At 71.5% G+C, this 22092-nt stretch carries 24 protein-coding genes; 18 read left to right on the top strand and 6 right to left on the bottom strand.

Going from position 1 to position 22092, the window contains the following annotated elements; translation table 11 throughout:
- Positions 1-276: 276 nt before the first annotated feature.
- Positions 277-840 carry an MSMEG_1061 family FMN-dependent PPOX-type flavoprotein gene (locus tag ACIRFL_RS39495; protein WP_404039176.1) on the bottom strand — a complete coding sequence of 188 codons (564 nt, stop codon included), beginning with the start codon at positions 838-840 and terminating at the stop codon, positions 277-279.
- A gap of 99 nt (positions 841-939) precedes the next feature.
- On the opposite strand from ACIRFL_RS39495, the gene ACIRFL_RS39490 reads away from it, so the two are divergent.
- Genes ACIRFL_RS39490 through ACIRFL_RS39475 form a run of 4 tightly spaced genes read left to right on the top strand, consistent with a single transcriptional unit; the run spans position 940 to position 5084 of the window.
- Positions 940-2091, top strand: a complete 1152-nt coding sequence (locus ACIRFL_RS39490) for a FecCD family ABC transporter permease (protein WP_404039173.1) — start codon at positions 940-942, stop codon at positions 2089-2091.
- Positions 2088-3134: a FecCD family ABC transporter permease gene (locus tag ACIRFL_RS39485; RefSeq protein ID WP_404039170.1), complete on the top strand. Its 1047-nt coding sequence runs from the start codon at positions 2088-2090 to the stop codon at positions 3132-3134. The genes ACIRFL_RS39490 and ACIRFL_RS39485 overlap by 4 nt, the downstream gene beginning before the upstream one ends.
- 53 nt (positions 3135-3187) lie before the next feature.
- Positions 3188-4027, top strand: a complete 840-nt coding sequence (locus ACIRFL_RS39480) for an ABC transporter ATP-binding protein (RefSeq protein WP_404039168.1) — start codon at positions 3188-3190, stop codon at positions 4025-4027.
- Positions 4028-4049: 22 nt separating this feature from the next.
- Entirely contained in the window at positions 4050-5084 is a 1035-nt protein-coding gene (locus tag ACIRFL_RS39475; protein ID WP_404039166.1) for an iron-siderophore ABC transporter substrate-binding protein, read from the top strand.
- 244 nt (positions 5085-5328) lie between these two features.
- Here the strand turns inward: ACIRFL_RS39475 and ACIRFL_RS39470 are convergent, their stop codons facing one another.
- A complete protein-coding gene (locus ACIRFL_RS39470) occupies positions 5329-6102 on the bottom strand; it encodes an IclR family transcriptional regulator (protein WP_404039163.1) in 774 nt (257 codons plus the stop codon).
- A 206-nt stretch (positions 6103-6308) separates the two neighbouring features.
- Here ACIRFL_RS39470 and ACIRFL_RS39465 point away from each other — a divergent pair, with 206 nt between their 5' ends.
- The 14 genes from ACIRFL_RS39465 (at position 6309) to ACIRFL_RS39400 (ending at position 20386) form a co-directional block, all read left to right on the top strand.
- Positions 6309-6452, top strand: a complete 144-nt coding sequence (locus tag ACIRFL_RS39465; protein ID WP_404039160.1) for a putative leader peptide — start codon at positions 6309-6311, stop codon at positions 6450-6452.
- A 340-nt stretch (positions 6453-6792) separates the two neighbouring features.
- Positions 6793-7824, top strand: coding sequence for an ABC transporter substrate-binding protein (locus ACIRFL_RS39460; protein WP_404039157.1), 1032 nt, complete (start codon positions 6793-6795; stop codon positions 7822-7824).
- A gap of 7 nt (positions 7825-7831) precedes the next feature.
- The gene (locus tag ACIRFL_RS39455) at positions 7832-8833 is read left to right on the top strand and encodes an NrtA/SsuA/CpmA family ABC transporter substrate-binding protein (protein WP_404039154.1); all 1002 of its coding nucleotides are present in this window, start codon (positions 7832-7834) and stop codon (positions 8831-8833) included.
- The gene (locus ACIRFL_RS39450) at positions 8830-9672 is read left to right on the top strand and encodes an ABC transporter permease (protein ID WP_404039150.1); all 843 of its coding nucleotides are present in this window, start codon (positions 8830-8832) and stop codon (positions 9670-9672) included. The genes ACIRFL_RS39455 and ACIRFL_RS39450 overlap by 4 nt, the downstream gene beginning before the upstream one ends.
- The gene (locus tag ACIRFL_RS39445; RefSeq protein WP_404039147.1) at positions 9669-10412 is read left to right on the top strand and encodes an ABC transporter ATP-binding protein; all 744 of its coding nucleotides are present in this window, start codon (positions 9669-9671) and stop codon (positions 10410-10412) included. Before ACIRFL_RS39450 ends, ACIRFL_RS39445 begins: the two co-directional genes overlap by 4 nt.
- Positions 10409-11272 carry an ABC transporter substrate-binding protein gene (locus ACIRFL_RS39440; protein WP_404039144.1) on the top strand — a complete coding sequence of 288 codons (864 nt, stop codon included), beginning with the start codon at positions 10409-10411 and terminating at the stop codon, positions 11270-11272. Before ACIRFL_RS39445 ends, ACIRFL_RS39440 begins: the two co-directional genes overlap by 4 nt.
- 13 nt (positions 11273-11285) lie before the next feature.
- Positions 11286-12359: an LLM class flavin-dependent oxidoreductase gene (locus ACIRFL_RS39435; RefSeq protein ID WP_404039141.1), complete on the top strand. Its 1074-nt coding sequence runs from the start codon at positions 11286-11288 to the stop codon at positions 12357-12359.
- Positions 12360-12582: 223 nt separating this feature from the next.
- Positions 12583-13479 (top strand): IclR family transcriptional regulator, encoded by an 897-nt coding sequence (locus ACIRFL_RS39430; protein ID WP_404039138.1) that lies wholly within the window; start codon positions 12583-12585, stop codon positions 13477-13479.
- Positions 13480-13758: 279 nt separating this feature from the next.
- Complete coding sequence (locus tag ACIRFL_RS39425) at positions 13759-14628, top strand: nitrate ABC transporter substrate-binding protein (RefSeq protein ID WP_404039135.1); 870 nt, start codon at positions 13759-13761, stop codon at positions 14626-14628.
- A gap of 648 nt (positions 14629-15276) precedes the next feature.
- Positions 15277-16365, top strand: a complete 1089-nt coding sequence (locus ACIRFL_RS39420; protein WP_404039132.1) for an ABC transporter substrate-binding protein — start codon at positions 15277-15279, stop codon at positions 16363-16365.
- A 5-nt stretch (positions 16366-16370) separates the two neighbouring features.
- Positions 16371-17315, top strand: a complete 945-nt coding sequence (locus ACIRFL_RS39415; RefSeq protein ID WP_404039129.1) for an ABC transporter permease — start codon at positions 16371-16373, stop codon at positions 17313-17315.
- The gene (locus ACIRFL_RS39410; RefSeq protein WP_404039127.1) at positions 17312-18124 is read left to right on the top strand and encodes an ABC transporter ATP-binding protein; all 813 of its coding nucleotides are present in this window, start codon (positions 17312-17314) and stop codon (positions 18122-18124) included. Before ACIRFL_RS39415 ends, ACIRFL_RS39410 begins: the two co-directional genes overlap by 4 nt.
- An 84-nt stretch (positions 18125-18208) precedes the next feature.
- Positions 18209-19090 carry an ABC transporter substrate-binding protein gene (locus ACIRFL_RS39405; protein WP_404039124.1) on the top strand — a complete coding sequence of 294 codons (882 nt, stop codon included), beginning with the start codon at positions 18209-18211 and terminating at the stop codon, positions 19088-19090.
- 102 nt (positions 19091-19192) lie between these two features.
- A complete protein-coding gene (locus ACIRFL_RS39400) occupies positions 19193-20386 on the top strand; it encodes an MFS transporter (RefSeq protein ID WP_404039122.1) in 1194 nt (397 codons plus the stop codon).
- A gap of 10 nt (positions 20387-20396) precedes the next feature.
- Here the strand turns inward: ACIRFL_RS39400 and ACIRFL_RS39395 are convergent, their stop codons facing one another.
- The 4 genes from ACIRFL_RS39395 to ACIRFL_RS39380 form a co-directional block, all read right to left on the bottom strand.
- Positions 20397-20546, bottom strand: coding sequence for a hypothetical protein (locus ACIRFL_RS39395; protein WP_404039119.1), 150 nt, complete (start codon positions 20544-20546; stop codon positions 20397-20399).
- Entirely contained in the window at positions 20546-21076 is a 531-nt protein-coding gene (locus ACIRFL_RS39390) for an SRPBCC family protein (RefSeq protein WP_404039117.1), read from the bottom strand. Before ACIRFL_RS39390 ends, ACIRFL_RS39395 begins: the two co-directional genes overlap by 1 nt.
- Positions 21060-21422 (bottom strand): ArsR/SmtB family transcription factor, encoded by a 363-nt coding sequence (locus ACIRFL_RS39385; protein ID WP_404039114.1) that lies wholly within the window; start codon positions 21420-21422, stop codon positions 21060-21062. The genes ACIRFL_RS39390 and ACIRFL_RS39385 overlap by 17 nt, the downstream gene beginning before the upstream one ends.
- A gap of 102 nt (positions 21423-21524) precedes the next feature.
- Complete coding sequence (locus tag ACIRFL_RS39380; RefSeq protein WP_404039111.1) at positions 21525-22070, bottom strand: hypothetical protein; 546 nt, start codon at positions 22068-22070, stop codon at positions 21525-21527.
- Positions 22071-22092: the final 22 nt, after the last annotated feature.

Here is a 22092-nt window from a genome sequence, read left to right as displayed (position 1 = left end):
TACGAGGACCTGCGCCCGGCACACCGAGAGCACGCACCTGACGCCGCAGGGCCCGCCCTCCGGGCGAACGACGGGAATTTGACGACAGGACCTAGCGCCGGCTTATGTCCTCGCCGCGACGGTGAGCACGTGATGCGTCACCAGCCGGTCCACGGTCCGCGCCAGATGGATCCGGCCGTCCAGTTCACCATCGGCACGGTTCCGTGAGGGCCGGGGCTTGAGATGCCTCGGTGACTCGGCATGGGCCCAACGAGGTGCCTGTCCGTCAGGTGGGACTCAGCGGGCCTGCCATGACGGTGGGTCCCAGATGCCCGAGCGGCGCAGCGACTGCGGGCAGTGGAGGTAGATCTCGTCGATCTCCAGGACCAGGGCGAGCGTGGGTCGGTGGTCGCCCTCAATCATGGCGTCGAAGAACGGGGCGTCGGTGAGGATGCGGGCCCGTCCGTTGACGCGCAGTACCTCCTTGCTGCCAGGGATCAGGTAGAGCAGACCGGCGTGCGGGTTGTCGAGGATGTTGTGGAAGCTGTCGCCGCGCCTGTTGCCCGGCCGGTCGGGCAGGGCGAGCGTGCCGGAGTCGACGACGTGTGTGAATCCCGGCGCGCCCCCACGTGGGGAGACATCGCAGTTGCCCCGGGAATCGGAGGTGGCCAGCAGGCAGAACGGCGCACGGGCCAGGATGTCCAGGTCCTTGTCGGTGAGCCGGTCGTGGACCTTCTCGATCACCACGGGCCAGGGCTCGCCCAGCAGTGCGCGCAGTTCGGCGCGTGAGCCCAGTTCGACCCAGCCCTCCTCGGCCATGGCGTCCGGCCCGTTCCCGGAGGTGTCGATCGTCTGCGGCAAGGCCGACTCCCATGGTGTGCGGCGGGCGGGTAGGTGCACAGAGAACACTATCTGATGTTAGGTTTGCCTTACCTTACAACCGGAGGCGATTGATCCGGTGTGTTCGTCTGCCGTTCTACCCGTCTTGAGGAACCCGCACATGCGCCCCCTTCCCGCCCGGCAGCGCCCTCTTCGGCGCGCAACCCGCCGGTGAACGCACCCACCGCCGCACGGGAGGACCGGACTTCGGGAACCCACGCCGGCCCCCGGCATCGCGGGTCGGCCCTCACGGCGGGCCTCTGTCTCCTGGCCGTCCTGCTCCTTGTGGCCACCGCACTCAGCCTCGCCGTCGGGTCGGGCGACGTCTCCCTGCACGACGTCGTCCACGGCGTCCTGGACCCGGACCGCTCCGTACGCGGCCAACTCGTCGTCCAGGAAGTCCGGATACCCCGCACCCTGGCAGGTCTGCTGGCCGGCGCCGCGCTCGGTCTCGCCGGCACCGTCATGCAGGGCGTGACCCGCAACCCGCTGGCCGACCCCGGGCTGCTCGGCATCAACGCGGGCGCGGCGGTCGCCGTCGTCTTCGCGATGAGCGTGCTGTCCCTCACCGAACCCGCCCAGTACATCTGGTTCGGCTTCCTCGGCGCCTGCCTGGCGGCCGGACTCGTCTACGGCGTCGCCGGCCTCGGGCGCGAAGGTGCGACGCCGGTCAAACTCGCCCTCGCCGGGGCCGCCGCCACCGCGCTGCTCGTCTCCGCCACCGACACCATGCTGCTGTCCGACAGCCAGACCTACGACCAGTACCGCTTCTGGCAGGTCGGCGCCCTCGACGGCCGCGATCTGGACGTGCTCGTCCAGGCGGTGCCCTTCGTGGCCGTCGGCGGTGTGCTCGCCCTCGCGCTCGGGCCGCGGCTCAACGCCCTAGCCCTCGGTGACGACATCGCGCGCGCCCTGGGCCAACGGGTCGCCGTGGCACGCCTGGTCGGCGCGGCGAGCGTCGTGCTGCTGTGCGGGGCGTCGACCGCCGTCGCGGGGCCCATCGGGTTCGTCGGCCTGGCCGTCCCGCACGCCGTGCGGATGATCACCGGCCCCGACCACCGCTGGATCCTGCCCTACAGCGCGCTGCTCGCACCCGTCCTGTTGCTGGTCGCCGACGTCGTCGGACGCGTGGTCGCCCGCCCCGGCGAGATCCAGGTGGGCGTGGTCACCGCGGCCGTGGGCTGCGTGCCCTTCATCATCCTGGTCCGCCGACGCGGGAAGGCCGACCTGTGAACGCGTCGACTGCCCAAGCCGCCGCACGGCTCGGTCGGCTCCGCCGCGCCGGCCGCATCCGCTTCGGTGCCGTCTGCCTCGCCCTGGCACTCACCGCGCTGGCCGCGCTGCTGCTGTCGCTCATGGTCGGCGACATCGACGTCCCCCCAGCCGACGTGCTGGCCGTCCTCACCGGCGGCGGCGACCCGGGCAGCCGGTTCGTGGTGCACGAACTCCGGTTGCCGCGCGCCCTGTTGGCCCTCGTCGTCGGCTGCTGCTTCGGCCTGTCGGGCGCCGTCTTCCAGGCGTTGCTGCGCAACCCGCTGGCCAGCCCCGACGTCATCGGCGTCAGTGCCGGCGCGAGCGCCGCGGCCGTCCTGGTGTCCATGGCGTTCGGGCTCAGCGGCCTGGCCCTGTCCGGCGGGGCCCTGGCGGGCGCCCTGCTCGCCGGAACCGCGATCTACCTGCTGGCCTGGCGGAGCGGGGTCAGCGGCGGGAAGTTCGTGCTCATCGGCATCGGCGTCGGCACCGGACTGATCAGCCTGCGCTCCTATCTGATGACACGGGCGGAGGTCACCGAGGCCCAGAACGCGTTCGTGTGGCTGACCGGCAGTCTCAACGGCCGCTCGTGGCCCCATTTCTGGCCGCTGCTCGGCTGTGCCGTGCTCCTGGTCCCGCTCACCCTCGTCGCCTCCCGCGCCCTGGCGGCGCTGCAGCTCGGCGACGAGGCGGCCGGCGGGCTCGGTGCCCGGGTCGAACGCAGCCGCCTCGCCCTGCTGGCCAGTGCCACTGCCCTCGTGGGCGTCGCCACGGCGGCGGCGGGGCCCATCGGGTTCGTCGCCTTCGTCAGTCCGCCGATCGCGCGCCGGCTGCTGCCCGGCCGGGGCGCGGCACTGGTGCCCTCCGCGCTGACCGGTGCCGCCCTGGTGTGCACCGCCGACTTCGCCGCCCAGCATCTGCTGCCGCACACGCAGCTGCCGGTGGGTGTCGTCACAAGCGTCGTCGGCGCCCCGTACCTGCTGTGGCTGCTCGCCCGCGCCAACCGGGTGGGACGGGGCGGCTGAGCGTGTCCCGTCCGCACCGCCCCCACCCCATCTGTCGCAAGGAGAGCAGCACGGTGACCCGCAAGGAGAGCACGGTGGCGTCCCCGCACACCCTCGAAACCCGCGGCCTGGGTCTCGGTTACGGCGAGCGAGAGATCATCTCCGGTCTCGACGTCGCACTGCCGCCGGGACGTTTCACCGTCGTCGTCGGCCCGAACGCCTGCGGCAAGTCCACGCTGCTGCGCGCCATGGCGCGGCTGCTGACCCCGATCGCCGGCACCGTCCTCCTGGACGGCCACGACATCCACTCCACGTCCACGAAACAGGTGGCCGCCTGCCTCGGCATGCTGCCGCAGAGTCCGGTGGCCCCCGATGCCATCACCGTCGCCGACCTGGTCGGCCGCGGCCGCTACCCGCACCAGGGCTGGTTCCGCCGCTGGACGAAAGCGGACGACGAGGGCGTCGCCGCCGCCATGCTCGCCACCGACGTCCTGGAACTCGCGGACCGGTCGGTGGACGAGCTGTCCGGCGGGCAGCGCCAGCGCGTCTGGATCGCCATGGCGCTCGCCCAGGAGACCGGCATCCTCCTGCTCGACGAGCCCACCACCTACCTCGACATCAGCCACCAGCTGGACGTGCTGGACCTGCTCACCGACCTCAACCGGGAGCGCGGCGTCACCCTCGGCGTCGTCCTGCACGACCTGAACCTGGCCTGTCGCTACGCCGATCACCTGATCGCCATGAAGGACGGCCGCGTCGTCGCCGAGGGCGCGCCCTCCGCCATCGTGACCGAGTCCCTGGTAGGCGAGGTGTTCGGGCTGCGTTCCACCGTGATCCCCGACCCCGGCTCCGGCACACCGATGGTCGTGCCACTGGGCCGCCACCACATCAGCGCCGCCCCCACCGGGCAGTGAACCGCACACAGAAGGAACCCTCATGCCCCGCACGTCCTCGCACCAGTCCGCCCGTACCGGGCGCGGCCTGTGGCGCCTGCTCGCCTCTGTCCTGGCCGTCGCGCTGCTCGGTGCGCTCGCCGCCTGCGGCTCCTCCTCGGACGACACCGACTCCGGCTCCGATGCCTCCGGCTCGAAGACATCCGGTGCCTTCCCCGCCGAGGTGACCACCAAGTTCGGTACCGTCACCGTCAAGTCCCAGCCCAAGAGGGTCGTCGCGCTCGGCTGGGGTGACGCCGAGACCGCCCTCGCCCTCGGCGTTCAGCCGGTCGGCCAGAGCGACTGGCTGGCCTTCGGCGGCGACGGCGTCGGCCCGTGGGCCACGGGCCGGTACGACCGGAGCCCCGAGAAGATCGGCACGCTGGAGCCGGAGTACGAGAAGATCGCCGCGCTCAAGCCGGACCTCATACTCGACGTCAAGTCCAGTGGCGACCAGACCCGGTACGACACCCTGAGCAAGATCGCACCGACGCTCGGCGTGCCCAAGGGCGGCGACCAGTACAAGATCTCCTGGCAGCAGCAGACCACGATGATCTCGACCGCTCTCGGCCTCGCCGACCAGGGCAAGAAGCTCATCTCCGACACCCAGCGGAAGTTCACCGCCGCCGCGAAGGCGCACCCCGAGTTCAAGGGCAGGACGATCACCCTCGGTTCCCGTACGTCGGTCGGCTGGGGCGCCTATGTGAAGGGCACGGACCGGGTCAACTTCGTGCAGCAGCTGGGCTTCACCAACAATCCGAAGGTCGACGCCAAGGCCGGTTCGTCGTTCTCGGTGTCCGTGTCGGAGGAGAACCTGCAGATGCTGGACGCCGACCTCGTCGTGATGGCGCCCATCGGCATCGAGGCGTCCAAGATCTCGTCGGACCCGCTCTTCAAGTCCCTGCCGGCGGTGGAGAAGGGCCACTCCATCGTCTTCGACGACAAGAACATCAGCCAGTCCTTCGCCACCAACTCCGTCCTCTCGGTCGGCTACGCCATCGACAAGGTGGTGCCGCTGTTCGCCGACGCGGTGAAGTGACGGCAGGAGGAAGGCCGTCCGCGCCGTGAGTTGCGCCGCGCGTCTCAGGACGCGCGGCGCAACGTGCGTCAGCCGGCACGTCGAACCGCGTGTCAGAAGGCTTCGTTCCCTCCAGCAGGGTGAGGAGTTCACCGCGTCCGGTGCCCAGCGCGAGTCCGCCGTGCACTCGACGCGCAGGCGTCGCGGTCTCCCACCGCGACCGGGCATGGCGAGGAGCGGCCCACGGCACGAGCCGGTCGCGTGGTCACGGAGCGGCGGCCGTGTTGCGCTGCGACGGCGGCAGCAGCAGGACCTCCAGCGCCCTCGCGCAGGTCCGCGCCTGTTCGAGGAACCACTCGACACGGTCACCGGCGATGAGATCGGGCGTGCCTCGCACGGCGAGCGCGAACCGCGCCGACCCCAGGTGGTCGAGGACGGGCACGGCGACGGTGCGGACGCCCAGCGCGGACTCTCCGTCGTTGAGGGCGTACCGCTGCGCGCGCACCCGCTCCAACTCCTCGGCCAGCCGCTCCCGGTCGACGATCGTGCGGTCGGTGAACGCCCGCAACGGCGGGAGCGACTGCGTACCCGCCTCTCCCGGGCGTGGCCACGCCAGCAGGACCTTGCCCAGCGCGGTGGAGTGCAGCGGGCGGCGCAGCCCCACCTTCGGGGTGACCGAGCCGCCGGCCACGATCACCGCGTGCGGGCCGCTGCGCAGCGCCAGGTCGGCGGTCGCGCCGGTGCGCCGGGCCAGGTCGGCGAGTTCGGGCGACGCCAGGTGCAGCCCGCGCTGGTGGTAGGAGAGCCGACCGAGTTCGGTCACGGCGGGACCGAGCCGGTAGCGGGCGGTACGCGGGTCCTGCTCCAGGAACCCGGCGCCGAGCAGGGTACGGGCCAGCCGGTGTGCCGTGGACGTGGACAGACCGAGCCTGCGGGAGATCTCCGAGGCGCTGAGGTCGGGGGCGTTGTCGTGGAAGCAGTGCAGCACGTCGAGCGCCCGCCGCACCGCCTGGGCCCCGGCGACCCGAGTCTGCGTCACGGCCCCGTACACCTCCCCGTTCTTCGGCTTCCCCTCGCCCGCCCGGGCCTCGGCGCAGGCGGTTCCGAACCCGGTTCCGGGCCCCTCAGGCGGCTTCGAGATTCCCACATCGCGGCAAGCCGGAAGGCCCCTCGCTCCCTGCTGAAACAGTCTGTTCACGCTCGTTCCCACATCATGGGAAGCCGCTTGCCGCCCGCTCGCGGCGCATGTCAGGCTGCGGGTACGCCGCCGGAACGGGTCCGGCGCGGGTCGTCGGAAGGGGCGAAGCGATGCATATCATGGCCACGCCTGCGCTGACCGTGCGCCGCCACGTCGACCTCGGCCGCGTCGCCAGCGCCGTCTGTCGCTGACCAGCACCGCGAGGTCCCCCGCGGCTCTTTGCGGTCGTCCCTCGTAGCGCCGCTGCCCCGTGACGTCGCCCGGTCGGCGCACGGCCCACCCCGCCGCTCGTCCCGCCGTACCCGGCCGCTCGTGACAGCCGCCACGCCGGTCAGCGGCACGCCCCGCACCGAGCCGGACGACACCTGCGTACCTCACCTCCCGGTGGGGTTCCGCTCGCCGCGCCGACCTCTGCGCTGCCCGCCGCCCGATGCACCGCCCGGCAGGCGCGCGGCGGCGGGCACAGCGCTCTGCCCGCACCCGCCTCCGTCTCGCCGCCGCAGCGGTGAGCAGCCCTCCGGGAAGGAACCCATGACGCACCCGCCCCTGCCCGAGACCCTGTGGTTCACCCGTTGTCCGGTGCCCACCGCGACCGGTATCGCCGCCGACCGGCGGTGGCTGGCCGAGGAGTTCATGCCGGAGGGGATCGCCGTGCGGTCCCTTCAGGACGCCGAGGCCCACGTCGGCGCGGACCTGCGCGGCACCCACTACACCCACGAACTGCCCGCGTTGTTCCGTGAGGGTGGCAACGTGCCCGCCCTGTGGGCCCGTTCACGCGGTGCCGAGACCCGGCTGATCGGCCTGACCTGGATCGAGGAACGCCAAGTGGTCCTGGTCCGGCCCGGGTCCGGGATCCGGGGTGCCGCCGCCCTGCGCGGGCTGCGGCCTGCCCTGCCGCGGCACTCCGTCCCCATCGACTTCTGGCGGGCCATGGCGCTGCGCGGCTTCGAGGGCGCGCTCGCCTCCGCCGGACTCGGTCTCGACGACACCCGGCCGGTCGACGTGCCCGCCGCCGGCCACAGCGGGCAGTGGCAGGCCGAACTGGCCGCGCTGGCCCGCGGTGACGTCGACGCCGTGTACGTCAAGGGTGCCGTCGCCGTCGAGGCCGCGCGTCGGGCCGGTGCCGAGGTCGCCGTCGAACTCGACCGGCTGCCCGACCGCCGCCACCGCGTGAACAACGGCACCCCGCGCCCCATCACCGTCCACCAGCGGCTGCTCGACGAACACCCCGATCTGGTCGACCGGTTCCTCACGGTGCTGCTGCGTGCCGCGGACTGGGCGGCCGAGCAGCCGGACGAGGTCGCCCGCATCCTGGGCGCCGAGACCGGCGCGGGCGCCGAGGGCGTGCGCGGCGCCTACCGCCCCGGCACCCACCGCACCCTGCACCCCGACCTCTCCGCCGAACGCCTCTCCCTGCTGGCCCTCCAGGAGACGGCGCTGCGCGGGCACGGCTTCCTGGCCGGGCCCGTCGACGTCCACGCCTGGGCCGATCCGGAACCCCTGCGCCGAGCCCGCCACCGGCTCGCCGAGCCCACGTCCCGCCACCGCTCTCTGAACCCGTAGGACTGCCATGCGCGCCTCCAGACTCCTCCCCGCCGCCCTCGCCGCCGTCACCGCGCTCGCCGCCCTGACCGCCTGCGGCACCTCGCAGGCCGACACCGGCCCGAACTCCGCCGCCACGATCACCGTCCGCATCCCCGACCCCGGCAACTCCGGTGTGCTCGCGGTCGGCAAGAAGGACGGCTCGCTCGCCAAGGCCCTGGCCAAGGTGCACGCCAAGGTCGCCTGGACCGGCAGCGCGGGCCCCTTCGCGCCGGCCGCGCAGGCCCTCAACGCCGACCAGCTCGACATCGCCACCGGCTCCATCACCTCCGGCATCACCTCACTGGCGCAGAACCCCGGATTCAAGTTCTTCACCGCCACCGCACCCGACGGGGCCGGCGAGGGCATCCTGGTCAAGAACGGCTCCTCGATCGCGTCCGTCAAGGACCTGATCGGTAAGAAGGTCGCCGTCAACCAGGGCGGTACCGGTGAGTACCTGCTGCTGAAGGCCCTGGAGAAGGCAGGTGTCCCCGAGGACAAGGTCGAACGGGTCTATCTGCGGCCCGACCAGACGGCGGCCGTCTTCAACAGCGGCAAGGTCGACGCCTGGGCGGTGTGGGCGACGTACTCCGTGGCCGAACTCGGCACCGGCAAGGCTCACTTCCTCACCGACGGTGCGGCCATCGGCTCCGACAACTACAGCCTGACCGCCGTGCGCACCGACTTCGCGGACAAGCACCCCGAGGTGGTCAAAGCCCTCTACACCTATCTGCACGAGGGCAGCATCAAGGAGAAGCAGGACCCGGCCGCCTACCTGAACGTCAACACCGACGCCGGCCCCCAGGCGCTCACCGGCGAGGCCAAGCGCGTACAGACCGAGTTCATCGCCAAGGGCGGGACCGTCGAGCCGATCACCGACGCCGACATCACACGGTTCAAGGCCGTCGCCCGCTTCTACGCCGAACACAAGGTCACCCGCGGCGAGGTCGACGTCGCCGCCCATCTCATCGACGTCACCGAGCTGTCATGACCGCCGTCCAGGACATCCCGGCCGCGCCGGCCGGGAAGCGGGAACTGGTGACGCCCCGGCCCGTCGCCCGACGCCCACGGCCGCGCCGGTTCAGGGCTGCCGTACGCGCCCTCGGTCCGCTCGCGCTGCTCGTGCTCTGGTGGGCCGCCTCGGCGACCGGCGTCCTCACCCCGGACGTGCTCGCCTCGCCCGCCGACGTGGTCCGCGCGGTCGGCGAACTGTGGGGCAACGGCCAACTGCCCGACGCGCTCGCCACCTCCCTGACCCGCTCCGGCCTCGGCCTGCTGCTCGGTCTCGCCGTCGGCCTCACGGCCGGCGTCGTCACCGGTTTCACCCGCCTCGGCGACGAACTGCTCGACTCCACCATGCAGACGCTGCGGACCATTCCCTTCCTGTCCCTGGTCCCGCTGTTCATGGTGTGGTTCGGCATCAACGAGACCGCCAAGATCCTGCTGATCGCCGTCGCCACCACCTTCCCGATGTACGTCTCCACCTCCAGCGGCGTCCGCAGCACCGACGCCCGGCTGGTGGAGGCCATGCGCAGCTTCGGCATGAGCCGGTTCGCGATCGTCCGCGAGGTCGTCCTGCCCGGAGCGCTGCCCTCGCTGCTCGCCGGGCTGCGGCTGTCGATGACTCTCAGCGTGATCGCGCTGATCGCCGCGGAGGAGATCAACGCCACCGCCGGCATCGGCTACCTGATGGCCCAGGCGCAGAGCTACGCCCGTACGGACGTCCTCGCCGTGTGCATCCTCGTCTACGGCCTGCTCGGCCTGCTCGCCGACGCGTTCGTGCGCCTGCTGGAACGGGTGCTGATGCCGTGGCGGAGGGCGGAGCGATGACCACCGCGGCCGGCACGACGGCCACCGCTGCCGTCCAAGTCCGCTCCCTCGTCAAGGCGTTCGCCGACCGGACCGTCCTCGACGGCCTCGATCTCACCATCGGGCACGGCGAGTTCGTCGCCCTGCTCGGCGCGAGCGGCAGCGGCAAGACCACCCTGCTGAGGATCCTCGGCGCCCTCGACGGCGCTGACGCGGGCGAGGTGCTGGTCCCCGAGACCCGCACCATCGTCTTCCAGGAACCGCGACTGATCCCGTCCAAACGGGTGCTGGCCAACGTCATCGTCGCCCTGCCGAGGACCGCCCCGGACCGGGGGCGCCGCGCCCTCGCCGAGGTCGGCCTGGACAGCCACGCCCGCGCCTGGCCCGCCACCCTTTCCGGGGGCGAGGCCCAGCGCGTGGCGCTCGCCCGAGCCCTGGTCCGCGACCCCGAACTCCTTCTCCTGGACGAGCCGTTCGCCGCCCTGGACGCCCTGACCCGGCTGCGCATGCAGGATCTGGTCGGCGAGCTGTGCCGGGTCCACCGGCCCGCCGTGCTGCTCGTCACCCACGACGTGGACGAGGCCGTACGGCTCGCCGACCGCGTCTGCGTCCTGCGGGAGGGCCGGCTCGTCACGGACGAGACCGTCGACGTCCCGCGTCCCCGCGACCCCGGCGACCCGGCCTTCACCGCCCTGCGCCGCCGCCTGCTCACCGACCTGGGCATGCCGCCCACCACCACACCACCGGAGCGTTCCGCATGACCGTCACCATCGGCGTCCACAACAGCAACCCCACCCTCTACTACCTCTCCCGCCTCGACCACGCCGCCGAGGAACTCGCCAAGGTGGGAGAGACCGTCGTCTTCCATCCCTACACGGACGGCGTGCGCACCGGGCGGCTGCTCTCCGAGGGCGTGATCGACTTCGGTGGCACCGGCTCCACCCCGCCCATCACCGCCCAGGCCGCCGGGCACGACATCGTCTATGTCGCCGTCTCCGCCCCGCGCCCCGACCACGGCGCCCTCCTCGTCACCGAGGACAGCCCCGCGCGGACGGTCGCCGACCTCAAGGGCGGCACCGTGCACCTCGCCATCGGCTCCTGGCAGACCCATCTCGTCGCCAAAGCCCTCGACGACGCCGGACTGTCGTACGCCGAGGACATCATCCCCGTACGCGGCGGCGAGGACAGCGAGAAACTGCTGCGCGAGGGCGCCATCGCCGCCTGGGTCGCCCAGGGCCCGCAACTGGCGGCCGCCCTGCGCGCCGGGGGCGTACGGAGCCTGGTCCGCACCGGCGATGTCATCACCGACCGCTCGGTGTTCTTCACCCGGCGGGACCTCGCCGAGCAGCGGCCCGAAGTGGTCGAGGCGCTGGTCCGTGCCCTCGGCCGGGCCGACGCCTGGGCGAAGGCCCACCCGCGCGAGGCCGCCGCGATCGCCGCCGACCACCAGGGCGGCACGGTCGACGACTGGGAGACCGCCCTGCGCGCCCTGCCCTGGAGCATCGAGGACGTCAGCGACGGGTTCCTCGGCGAACAGCAGCAGGCCGCCGACGTCTTCGTCCGCACCGGGTTCATCGAGGGGCCGGTCACGGCCGCCGACGCCGTCGCCCGACGGGATTGAGGGGAGTACGCACATGGCGTCGGAAGTCCTCTGGTACATCATCCCGCGCGAGGGCGCCTACCCCTGGGAGTCCGAGGGGCGGCGCCCGGTCGACCTCGGCTACCTGCAACAGCTCGCCGGCACCGTGGAACGGCTCGGCTTCAGCGGGGCGCTGCTCGCGACCGACCTGTACGACGTGTGGCCGCTGGGCAGCGCCCTCGCCGCCGCCACCAGCACCCGATTCCAGCCGCTGCTCGCCGTCCACCCCGGTCTGATCTCCCCGACCCTGCTCGCGAAGATGGCGCTCACCTTCGACACCCTCTTCGGCCCCCGCCTGCGCTTCAACGTCGTCAACGGCTCGACGAAGACACTCCGCGAGTACGGCCTGAAGGTGGAGCACGACGAGCGCTATGAACTGAGCGCCGAGTACTGGTCGATCGTCAGACGGCTCACCGCCGGCGAGGTCTTCGACCACAAGGGCCGCTTCTACGATCTGAAGAACGCCGGCGGCTCCTTCGGCGACCTCGGGCCCGTGCGGCGCCCGCACGTCCCGCTCTGGTTCGGCGGCTCCTCCGCGCCGGGCATCGAGATGGCCGCCGAACATGTCGACGTCTATCTCACCTGGGGCGAGCCGCCGCACCTGCTGAAGGAGAAGCTGGACCGGGTGCGCGAACGCGCGGCGGCCCACGGCCGCACTCTGCGCATCGGCCTGCGCCTGCACCTGATCGTCCGCGACACCGAGGACGAGGCGTGGGCGGCGGCCGACCGGCTGCTCGACGTCACCAGCGAGGCGACGTACGCCCGGCAACTCGGCGACCGCGCCGGGGAGGACGGCGTCGGCTGGCAGCGGCAGTTCCGCCAGCACGGCGGCCGGGTACCGGCCAGGGCCCGTGAGCTGGAGGTCCACCCGAACCTGTGGCCGGGCATGAGCCTGTTCCGGCCGGGCCCCGGCACCGCGGTGGTCGGCTCAACCGCCCAGGTGGTGCAGCGCCTCAAGGAGTACGAGGACTTGGGCGTCGACACCTTCATCCTGTCGGCCAACCCCCTGTTGGAGGAGGCGTACCGGGTGGCGGAGACCGTCCTGCCCGCGTTGGGCGTCCGCGCCTGATCAGAACCGCGGTGCCCGGCCAGACCGCACCAGGGCCGGGCACCGCGGCCACGTCATGGCTCCGGCAGCGCCTTGGGAGTGCGCGAGGGGCCGAGGGCACGGCGCTTACGCGTGGCGTGTAGCCCAGGCCGCACCGGGCAAGGCCGCCGCGCGAACGGCGCACGGACGGGGCCCGTATCGTCCGGGGCCGCCCGGGCAGCGGTCTCCTTGGTACGGTCCCGAGGTGACCCCCATTTCTGCCGGTACCGAGAACCGGACCGCGCGTGCCACCGGCGTCCAGTCGGTCGCCCGTGCCGCGGCGCTGCTCGGCGCTGTGGTGGACAGCCCGTCGGGCGGTGCCACGCTCACCGAACTGTCCAAGGCCACAGGGCTCACCGTGAGCACCGTCCACCGGCTGCTCGGCACGCTCTGTGCCGAGGGGCTGCTGTGCCGGTCCAAGGAGAGCGACCGGTTCCTGCCCGGCCCCGTCCTGCTCCGGCTCGGCCGCAGGTCGCTGGCGTCCAGCGGGCTGCCCGAGGTGACGGCGGTGCTCAAGGAGTTGGCCGACCGCACCGGCGAGACCGCGAGCATCGGCATGCGGCGCGGCGACAACGTGCTCGTCCTCGTGTCCGTCCAGTCCGAGCAACCGCTGCGCTACCTCGGCGAGCCCGGGGTGTCGGTGCCGCTCACCGAGTCCGCGATGGGTCTCGCCATCACCGCATTCGACGCCGTGTCCGAGGCCGGCAGGCCCCAGCCGCAGGGCGGCTCCCCCGCGGTGTTCGCCTCGGCGCGGGGAGCGGCGGCCGATCCCCCGGCGGCACCGGACCTCGGCGGGAACCGCCCCGACTCCGACGCGGAGTGGTCGGTGAGCCGTGCCGAGTGGGCGCTTCGGGTTCACCTGCTGGCCACGCAGTTCCGGGGGTACGCGGTGCTCGACGGCGCCGGGGGCAGCGGCCTGCGCGGTCTCGCCGCGCCCGTGGACAGCGGATCGCCGTACGTCCGGCTCGCGGTGGACATCCAGGGCCCCGCCAGCAGGATGACCGACGCACGGCTCGATGTGCTGGGCTCCCAGGTGGTCGCAGCGGCGGAAAGCCTGCGGGGGCTGCCGGTGGCCCTGGCGCTGGGACAGCTCCCGAGCTGACGGAACCGCCTCGGCGCACGGCAGTTGGGCCGAGCCCGGCCGAAGCGCGCCTGTTTGACGTCCCGTTCCCGTTCCACGAGCCAACACGCCCTGATCCCTGTAGAGATCACGCTTTTCGCAGAGTGGAAGGTCTTCGCGCATTGCGGGAACACCCTGTTGACGGGGTGATCCCGCTGGCCTAGAGTCGACCCCGTTCCGGCCGGTGCGGCCGGCGCCTGACGGTGTGCCAGAGGAACCGACACGGTCCCTCGGCGCGGGTGACGGGAAGGGAGGACGCGCATGGTGGCGGAACGCGGCGACGAGATCGTCATCTCACGCAACCACCCCGTCTTCGACCTGCCCGAAATCCTCGCCGTGGAGCACGGCCTGTTCGCCGCGGCCGGCCTCGATGTCCGCCTCGCGGAGAACGCCCCGGCACAGGAGCGAGAGGCCCGGGACCCCATCGCCCGCCGCAAGGAAGCGCTCTTCGAGTCCGAGCGCGCCGACCTGTTCAACCTCTGTGAGTGGGGCGGCATCGACCGCCTGGAACGCAACCGGCGCGGCGGCTACATCGGCTACCTGCGCCCCGCAGTCGTCGCGCAGGCCCTCGTCAGCTTCGACCCGGACCTGAACGAGCCGCACGACATGAGCGGCGTCCCCATCGGCGTCAACGAGTTCACCGGCTCGCACTACACGGCCCTGCACCTCCTTGAAGGCACCGTCCCCCGCGAGCGGATCATGCTGGAGCACGTGGGACCTCCGTCCGTCCGCCTGGCGGAGGCGGAGTCGGGCCGCATCCGGGCCGTCATGCTGATGGAGCCCTTCCTCAGCCTGGCCCTGGAACGTGGCGCACACCTGCTGGGCTGCTACTTCTACCGCGGCGCGCAGATCGTCGCGCCCCATCTGCCGACCGAGCGCCTCGACGTCTTCATGTCCGCGGTCAACGCCGCCGTCGACATCATCAACGCCGACCGGGCCGCCTACGCGGGGCACGTGGTCAGCGAGGTGGCGGGCCGGCTCGCCCCGGAGCGGCTTCGCTCCGAGTACTACCGCTTCACCCACGCCACCCGCTTCACCAGGGAACGCTTCACGGAGAGCTACGCGTGGATGAGTTCCTGGCAGCTCACCGACGGACGCAGCGGCTACGACACGCTGCTCGCCCTGCGGTAGGCGGAGGGGATTGGCAGTCATGGCCGAAGAACTGACCCACCCCGTGGCCCTCACCCGGCGCTATCACCTCGATCTCTGCTTCCTCGCCGGCGGACTCTGTACCGGCACCCGCACCCGCCGCGTCCCGCGCTGAGCGACGCAGCCCCGGTGCGCCGCATCCGGCAGCAGGCCGGGTGTGCCGTCCGCCGCTGAGCACTCCCCCAAGCGTGCGTACCCGTACCTGCGTGTACGACGGTGGGTCGTGCGCGTCGTCCGTTGCCGGTACGGGTGCATGCACTGCTGTCCGTACGTGATCGCGTGTGCGGACACCCAGTAGCTCGTGCCATGTTGCGCCCCGCCGCGCCCTTTTGATCGCCCTGCCCGACGTCGCAGCCGGGCCCGTGCGACGCGCGGTGCTCTGCCTGCCGCCGGGCCCTGACCGCCTGATCGCGAGTTCGTGCCGGTGGGGTTCATTACTCCGCGGGTGCGGCGACGCATGCCGAAACGTTCGTGGCGCGCACTCGAACACTGCGGGGGTGGCGCCCCTACTCGTCCCTGACCTCGTCTCTCCCTTGAGGAGGCCCCCATGTCCGTCCCGCTCCGGCCCGCCCCGCGCCGCGCCGCCGCCCTCTTTGCCCCTACCCTCACCATCCCAGCGGAGGCCCTGCGATGACCGCCCGTCACCTCTTGCGTGCCCTCGCACCCCCCGCGTCCGCCACGGGGCACACCGACCTCGCCCACCTCGCGAGCCGGACATCCCTGGGGCGCCGCACCCTGCTGCGGTCCGGGGGCGCGGCGCTGACCGCCGCCGGACTCGGCTCGTTGCTCGCGGCGTGCGGCGGATCCGACAGCGGCGGCAAGGGCGACGGCTCGGCAAAGGTGGAGGACACTCAGGCAGGTACCGCGGGCGCGGTGATCAGGCCGATCAGCGAACGGCGCCACTTGGTCTCCGCGGACCTGAAGCTCACATATGTCGCGGGCACCGGACCCGGTGACGTACAGAACAAGCTGCTCTCCGGGGCGCTGGACGTGGCCAGTATGGGGCCGATCGGGGCCGCGGTGTCACTGGCCGCGGGCGCCGACGTGCTGATCTTCTCCACCAGCCTCGCCAACCATGTGCGCTGGCTGGTCCCGGCCAACAGCCCCTACCGCACCATCCAGGACCTGCGCGGCAAGCAGATCGCGACCCCGCCGAAGAACAGCGACGCCTACCGCTCCACGCAACTGGCCTGTGCCGTCAACGGCATCGACTTCGAGAACGAGTACAAGGCGCACCCCGTCGCCGTACTCGCCGGGCTCGCCCTGTTCGAACGCGGCGACGTGGAGGCCATCGTCACGATCGAGCCCAACGCCACCCGGCTGGTCGCCAAGGGCGCCCGGCAGATCACCACGGTCACCGAACTGTGGCAGCAGGGCTCCGGATCCGGCTCTGCCCTCTTCCTCAACGGGCAAGGGGCGAAGAGGAGTTGGGTCGAGAAGAACGAGAAGACCGCGAGAGCGCTGGCGAAGCTGCGCCTCGAAGCCCACCAGTACATCCACGACAAGCCCCAGATCCTCGCCGAACTGCACCAGTACTACGGCATCCCCGCGTCGGAGAAGAAGGCGATCGCGTTGCTGCCCGAGCGCCTGGCCGGCATCTACCCCACCGAGTGGGGCGGCGCATCGTTCACGAACATGCGCGAGCAGCTCGAGGTCGCCGCCAGGACCGGGCTGATCAAGTCCCTGCCGGACAAGACCGTCTACCGCGACCTGAGGTGAGGAGCATGACCCATCACACCGCATCCGCCCGCTCACCCGGCGCCGCCGAACGGCACGAACAGCCTGAGCAGTCCGCGCAGCCGGACCGGTCCGGACCACCCTCCACCGTCAAGACCCCGGACGCGCCTGCGAGTTCCGAGGGCACCGGCCACCGCCCGGCCGCCGGTCCCGTACGCGGCAGGCTGTCGGCCCGTGCCGGTCGCAGCGTGCTGCCGGTCGCCGCCTTCCTGGCGGTGCTGATCGGCGGCTGGCAGATCCTCGCCGTCCGAAGCCACAACGTCCTGATACCGGATGTGCCGACCATCTGGACGTCGCTGACGGACACCGCCACCCAGCGGCTGTTCTACGACTCCCTGGGCGTCACGATGCTCCGGGTCGGCCTCGGTTTCCTGCTGGCCTTCGTCATCGCGGTGGTGGTCGGCATCGCCATGGGCCGGGTGGAGTTCGTACGGCGCTTCTTCGAACCCGCCGTGCTGATCGGCCTGACGGTGCCGAGCCTGGTGTGGGCGCTGCTGTGCGTCATCTGGTTCGGGGTCTCGCTCACCAACCCGGTGATGGCCGTGGCGCTGTCCGCCGCGCCCGCCCTGACCCTCAGCATCTATCAGGGCACCCGCGCCATGGACTCCGAGTTGCGCGAGATGGCGTACATCTACGGCTTCTCCACCTGGACCAAGCTGCGCTACCTGTGGCTGCCGTCGCTCCAGTCCGCGCTGCTCTCCGGGGCCCGTCTCGGTCTTTCGCTCGCCTGGAAGGTGATCGTGCTCGTGGAGATGTTCGGCATGTCGAGCGGCGTGGGCTACCAGCTCAACAACCAGTTCGCGGCGCAGAACGTGGCCGGGGTGCTGAGCTGGACGCTGCTGTTCGCCGTCGTGATGGCGATCCTTGAGTACGGCGTCCTCCAGGCGCTGGAGCGGCGCCTGGGGCGCTGGCGGAAGGCGGCGGCCGTATGACCACCGCGCACACCGGCGCCGCACACGCCCGCGTCGTCCTCGACGGCGTCACCAAGGTGTTCACCAGCACCCGTACCGGTGCACACGAAACCGTCTTCCAGGACTTCGCGTTGACCGTCCGCGACGGTGAACTCGTCGCGGTCGTCGGTGCCTCGGGCACCGGCAAGACCACCCTTCTGCATCTGGTGGCGGGTCTGGAGAAGCCGGACACCGGCGAGATCAGGACCGGCGGAGAGGCGTCCGGCGTCCCGCGCACGCCAGGCAGGCGGGACCGGTCGGGCGAGCCCGGGGGATCAGGCCCCCGGGGCCGACTCGGCGTGGTCTTCCAGCAGCCGCGGCTGCTCGACTGGATCTCGGTGCGCCGCAATGTGGAACTCGCCCTCACCAGCGCGGGTCTCGATCCGGCCGACGCCGGGCAGGCGCTCGCGGACGTGGGGCTCGCCGACTATGCCGACCGGTACCCGTCAGCGCTCTCCGGCGGCCAGCGGCAACGTGTCGCGATCGCCCGCGCGTTCGCGGTCCAGCCCGAACTGGTCCTGCTCGATGAGCCGTTCAGCGCGCTCGACCAGCTCACGGCGCGGCGGCTGCGTCTGCTGCTCCAGGAACTGTGGGCGACGCGCCCCAGGACCGGGCTGCTGGTCACGCACAACCCCTTGGAGGCCGCCTTCCTCGCCGACCGGGTGATCGTCCTCGACGGCCGTCCCGCGGTCATCCGCGAGGAGTTCACCATCGACCTGCCCCGGCCCCGCACGCCGGAGGACCCGCGGATCTTCGACCACCAGAACAAGATCCTCGCCGCCCTCGGCTAGGTGCCGCGCCGCAGCCCACAACCCGACCGACACACACCGACCGAAAGGAACGTGTCCCAGATGGCACCCCGGAAGAAAATCACCATGGAGACCCTCTCCCTGGTCTTCTCGCTGCCCCAGCTCGTCGCCAAGGACGAGGGCTTCTACGAAGAGGAGGGCCTGGACGTCGACTTCGTGCCCAAGGGCTACGACGCGACCGTGTCGTACCTGGACGACCACGAACTCGTCAGCTCGTTCGGCACGGTCCGCTCCAACTTCGAGAGCGGCGACGCCTCCCTCTACCGCGCCTGCGAGTGGGGCCAGATCCGGCGCTCGCACGACACCGAGGTCGGCGGCCGGGTGGTCGGCAAGCGGGCCGCGGTCGGCAGCCAGGCCATCCTGGTCGCGCCCGGCTCGTCCGCCGTGCACCCGCAGGACCTGGCGGGCCGGCCCGTCGCGGTCAACTTCCACCACGGCTCGCACTACCTCGCGCTCCAGGCCCTGGAGGGGTTCCTGCCGCGCGAGGAAATCAAGGTGGTGCACGTGGGCGGCCCGCAGCAGCGGTTCGAGGCGCTGCGTGACGGCACCGTCCCGGCCGCCGCACTCATGGAGCCATGGATCACGGTCGCCCAGAAGCAGGGCTACCAGTTGCTGACCGAGGCCTTCTACGTCGGCTCCGAGATCGCCTCACCCGACATCGACACGGAGACCTACGACGCGCTCAACCGCGCCGTCATCAAGGCCGTCCGCAAGCTCCAGGAGGACCCCTACCCCTACCTGCACCACCTGATCGCCGAGGTGCCGAAGGAGATCGATCCGGATCTCAAGCCCGAGGACTTCGCCCGCTGGCGGCTGCGGTTCGTCGACCCGGCGCCGTACCCGGAGGACCAGTTCCAGCGCACCTACGCCTGGATGCGCAGCTGGAACCTGATCAAGGAGGACAGCTCCTCGTACAACTCCCTGGTGGACAACCTGCTGCCCGCCTGACGACCGCTTCGTAGGCTCCGTGGCGGCGTACGGCGCCGTTACCGCCGTACGCCGCCACGGGCAGCCGTATCGTCCCACTTTCCACGACGGGAGTACTGACCCGTGGGTGACCACCGTCCCGGCCGCGGACGCGGCCACCGGGTGTGGCCGCTGTACGTCGGCGGCTTCCTCGGGCCCTACGGCAGCACGATGGTGACGCCGATCGTGCACGAAGTGGCAACCGGACTGCACAGCACGCCGCGGGTCGCGGCCACCGCCGTCACCGCGTACATGCTTCCGTTCGCCACGCTGATGCTGGTCAGCGGCACGCTCGCGGAGCGGTGGGGCCGGCGCCGGGTGCTGCGGGCGGCGCTGGCCGCGTTCGTGGCGGCCACCGTGCTGTGTGCGCTGGCGCCGACCATGGAGTTCTTCCTCGTGGCCCGGGCCCTCCAAGGAGCCACCAACGCCTTCACCACGCCGCTGCTGGTGGCGGCGATCTCCGATCTGGTGGGCGGAGCACGGCTGGCGAAGGCGCTCGGCTGGTTCGCCGCCGCACAGGCCGCGGGGCAGGGCATGAGCCCCCTGTTCAGCGGCGCGAGCGCGGCCCTTGACTGGCGGTTCGCGTTCGCAGTGCCCGGAGTGTGCGGCCTGCTGCTGGTGTGCTTCCCGCCGTCGCGGTCGGCGACCCGGCGGGTGGCCGTGACCCGCGCGTCGTGGCGCGTGCTGGCCAACCGACGGCTCGCGCTGGCCTGCGCGGTGTCCTTCCTCGCCTACCTCGGCGCGGTCGGCCTCACCGTACTGGTGGTACTGCGCGTCAAGGACCGCTTCGGCCTCGGACCGGTGGAAATCGGTCTGGTCAGCTCGGCGTTCGGGGTGGCGGGCATCGCGGTGGCTCCGCTGGCCGGCCGCGCGCTGCGCAGCAGCGGCCCGCTGCGCACCAGCGTCATCGCCAACGTGCTGATGGCCGTGGGCCTGCTGTGTGCCTCCCTCGGTCCCGTCCTGCCGGTCGTGGTGTGCGGCATCGCCCTGGTCGGCGCCGCGGTGACCGGCCTGCGCGCGGCCACCAACGCCCTGGCCGTCACCAGCGCCCCCGACAACCGCGGCGGCGCCGCCTCCCTCGCTCTGTCCGCCCAGTTCTTCGGTGGCGCCACCGCGGCACCGGCCTGGCTGCCCGCCTACCGTGCGTTTGGGGATTGGGGTTTCGCACTGGTGGCGGTGGTTCCGGCGGTGTCGCTAGGTGTGCTGGCGCTGACAGGGGCGGCGCACCCACGGCGCTGGCCGGCGTGGCGTGCCTGCCTCCGCTTTCCGACGGTGTAGGCCAGGTGGGTCACCCGGGATGACGCGTCCGTGCGGGCCTGGTCGAGGGCGAGGCGGACGTTTCGCGGTCGTCGGCGACCTGGTGGGCCTGGTCGAGTGCGCTCTCGATGCCGTCACCGTCGAGCGACATCGTCACGCTGAAGAACACCTTCCCGGCCATCAGCTCTCCGCTCCCTCCGCTCTCTGTGCTGTGGTCTCGTTCCGGGTGAGTTCGGCGACGTAGTCCGCCAGGTTGCGCAGGGTCTGCTCGCCGCCCTCGATCGCGTGGTACTTCTCCACCGCCTCGTCGCGGAGTTCCTTGGTGGGGAACACCGTGCGCATCACGACCCGGGTCTCCTCGCCGGCCGGCTCGAAGGTCAGGGCCGACTCGAAGGCGTTGGGGTCGTCGCGGGACTCGCCGTGCACCAGCGTGATCCGCTCCGGCGGGACGATCTCCCGCCAGGTGATCCACTCCTGGTAGTCGGTTCCGTCCGGCCCGTGCATCACGAAGTCCCAGGTCCCGCCGACGCGGAACTCGAAGGACCGCGTGGTGGTGGAGAACCCCTCCGGTCCCCACCACCGCGACAGGTGCCGGACCTGCGTGAACGCCTCGAACACCAGCTCCCGTGGGGCGCCGATGGTCCGGGAGATCACGATCTCGCGGGCCGCGGTCGTGTGGTCCCGCTCGCCGCCGCTACTGCTCGTCGTCATCCGGTGGTTCCTCCTGCCTTGCCTGTTTCAGATCTCGCACGTACTCGTCCAGCCGGTCGAAGCTCTCGTTCCAGAACTGCTCGAAGCCGCCCAGCCACTCGTGGACCGGCCGCAGCCCGCGGGCGTCCAGGCCGTACAGCCGCTGCTTGCCCGCCCCACGGACCCGCACCAGCCCTACCTCGCGGAGCACCCGCAGATGCTTGGACGCCTGCGGCTGGCTCATCCCCAGGTCTCTCGCCAGTTCGGTCACGGGCCGCTCGCCGCCCCGCAGCAGCGCCAGGATCTCCCGCCGCTGCGGCTCGGCGATCGCATTGAACGCGTCCGAGGTCGTCGCCGCTCGTGCCATGGGACCATCATATGCCCATATCGGAATGCGTCAACGAGGTCAGTGCCGCGGAGGCGTGCAGACGGGCAGTTTCTTGTAGTGGACCAAGCCATTGCCTGCCGGTCAGTTGCCCATCAGCATGTCGATGACGTTCCAGATCGCGAAGGCGAGTGGCGGCAGGAGCAAGAGATCCGTGGCCCCCCGGCGGACCCATCGGCGGGCGGGCGGACCTCCGTCGGTCGACGTTCCCGAAGGTGCTGCGACGTGCACCTCGGTGATGAGGTCCCGAAGTTCCCTTCTGGCTGATCGAGCGCGCCTGCCGTCAAAGATCGACCGGGAGAGGACCCACGGACGCAGCACACCCACCCCTTCGATACGCAGGCCGACTGCCCCGTCCCGCGCCAGGAATTGAACGTCAGAAAGCGGTGCACGATACGAGAGCAGCGGGTTGTGGATGCTGAGGAGGCCGTGCTCACACCTGATCAAGGGTTGTATTCCGATTCTGGCGAAGAGCCACGCGAAGAACGATGCCATGGACAGCAACGCCGCAGCGTTCACAAGCCCGTCACCATCGGTCTCTGCTGTGAGCAGGACATAGGCCGCTACGCATGGCTGGGCGACGACGCCGATGACTGCCGCGCCGAAGACAACTCGATTCCTGTAATGCACCCTTGATCTCCATGTTCCGGGG

Source organism: Streptomyces sp. NPDC102462 (assembly GCF_044765425.1).
Classification (GTDB): Bacteria; Actinomycetota; Actinomycetes; order Streptomycetales; family Streptomycetaceae; genus Streptomyces.
The sequence above is the reverse complement of the archived record's forward strand: the minus strand, read 5'-3'. Positions and strand labels throughout refer to the sequence as shown.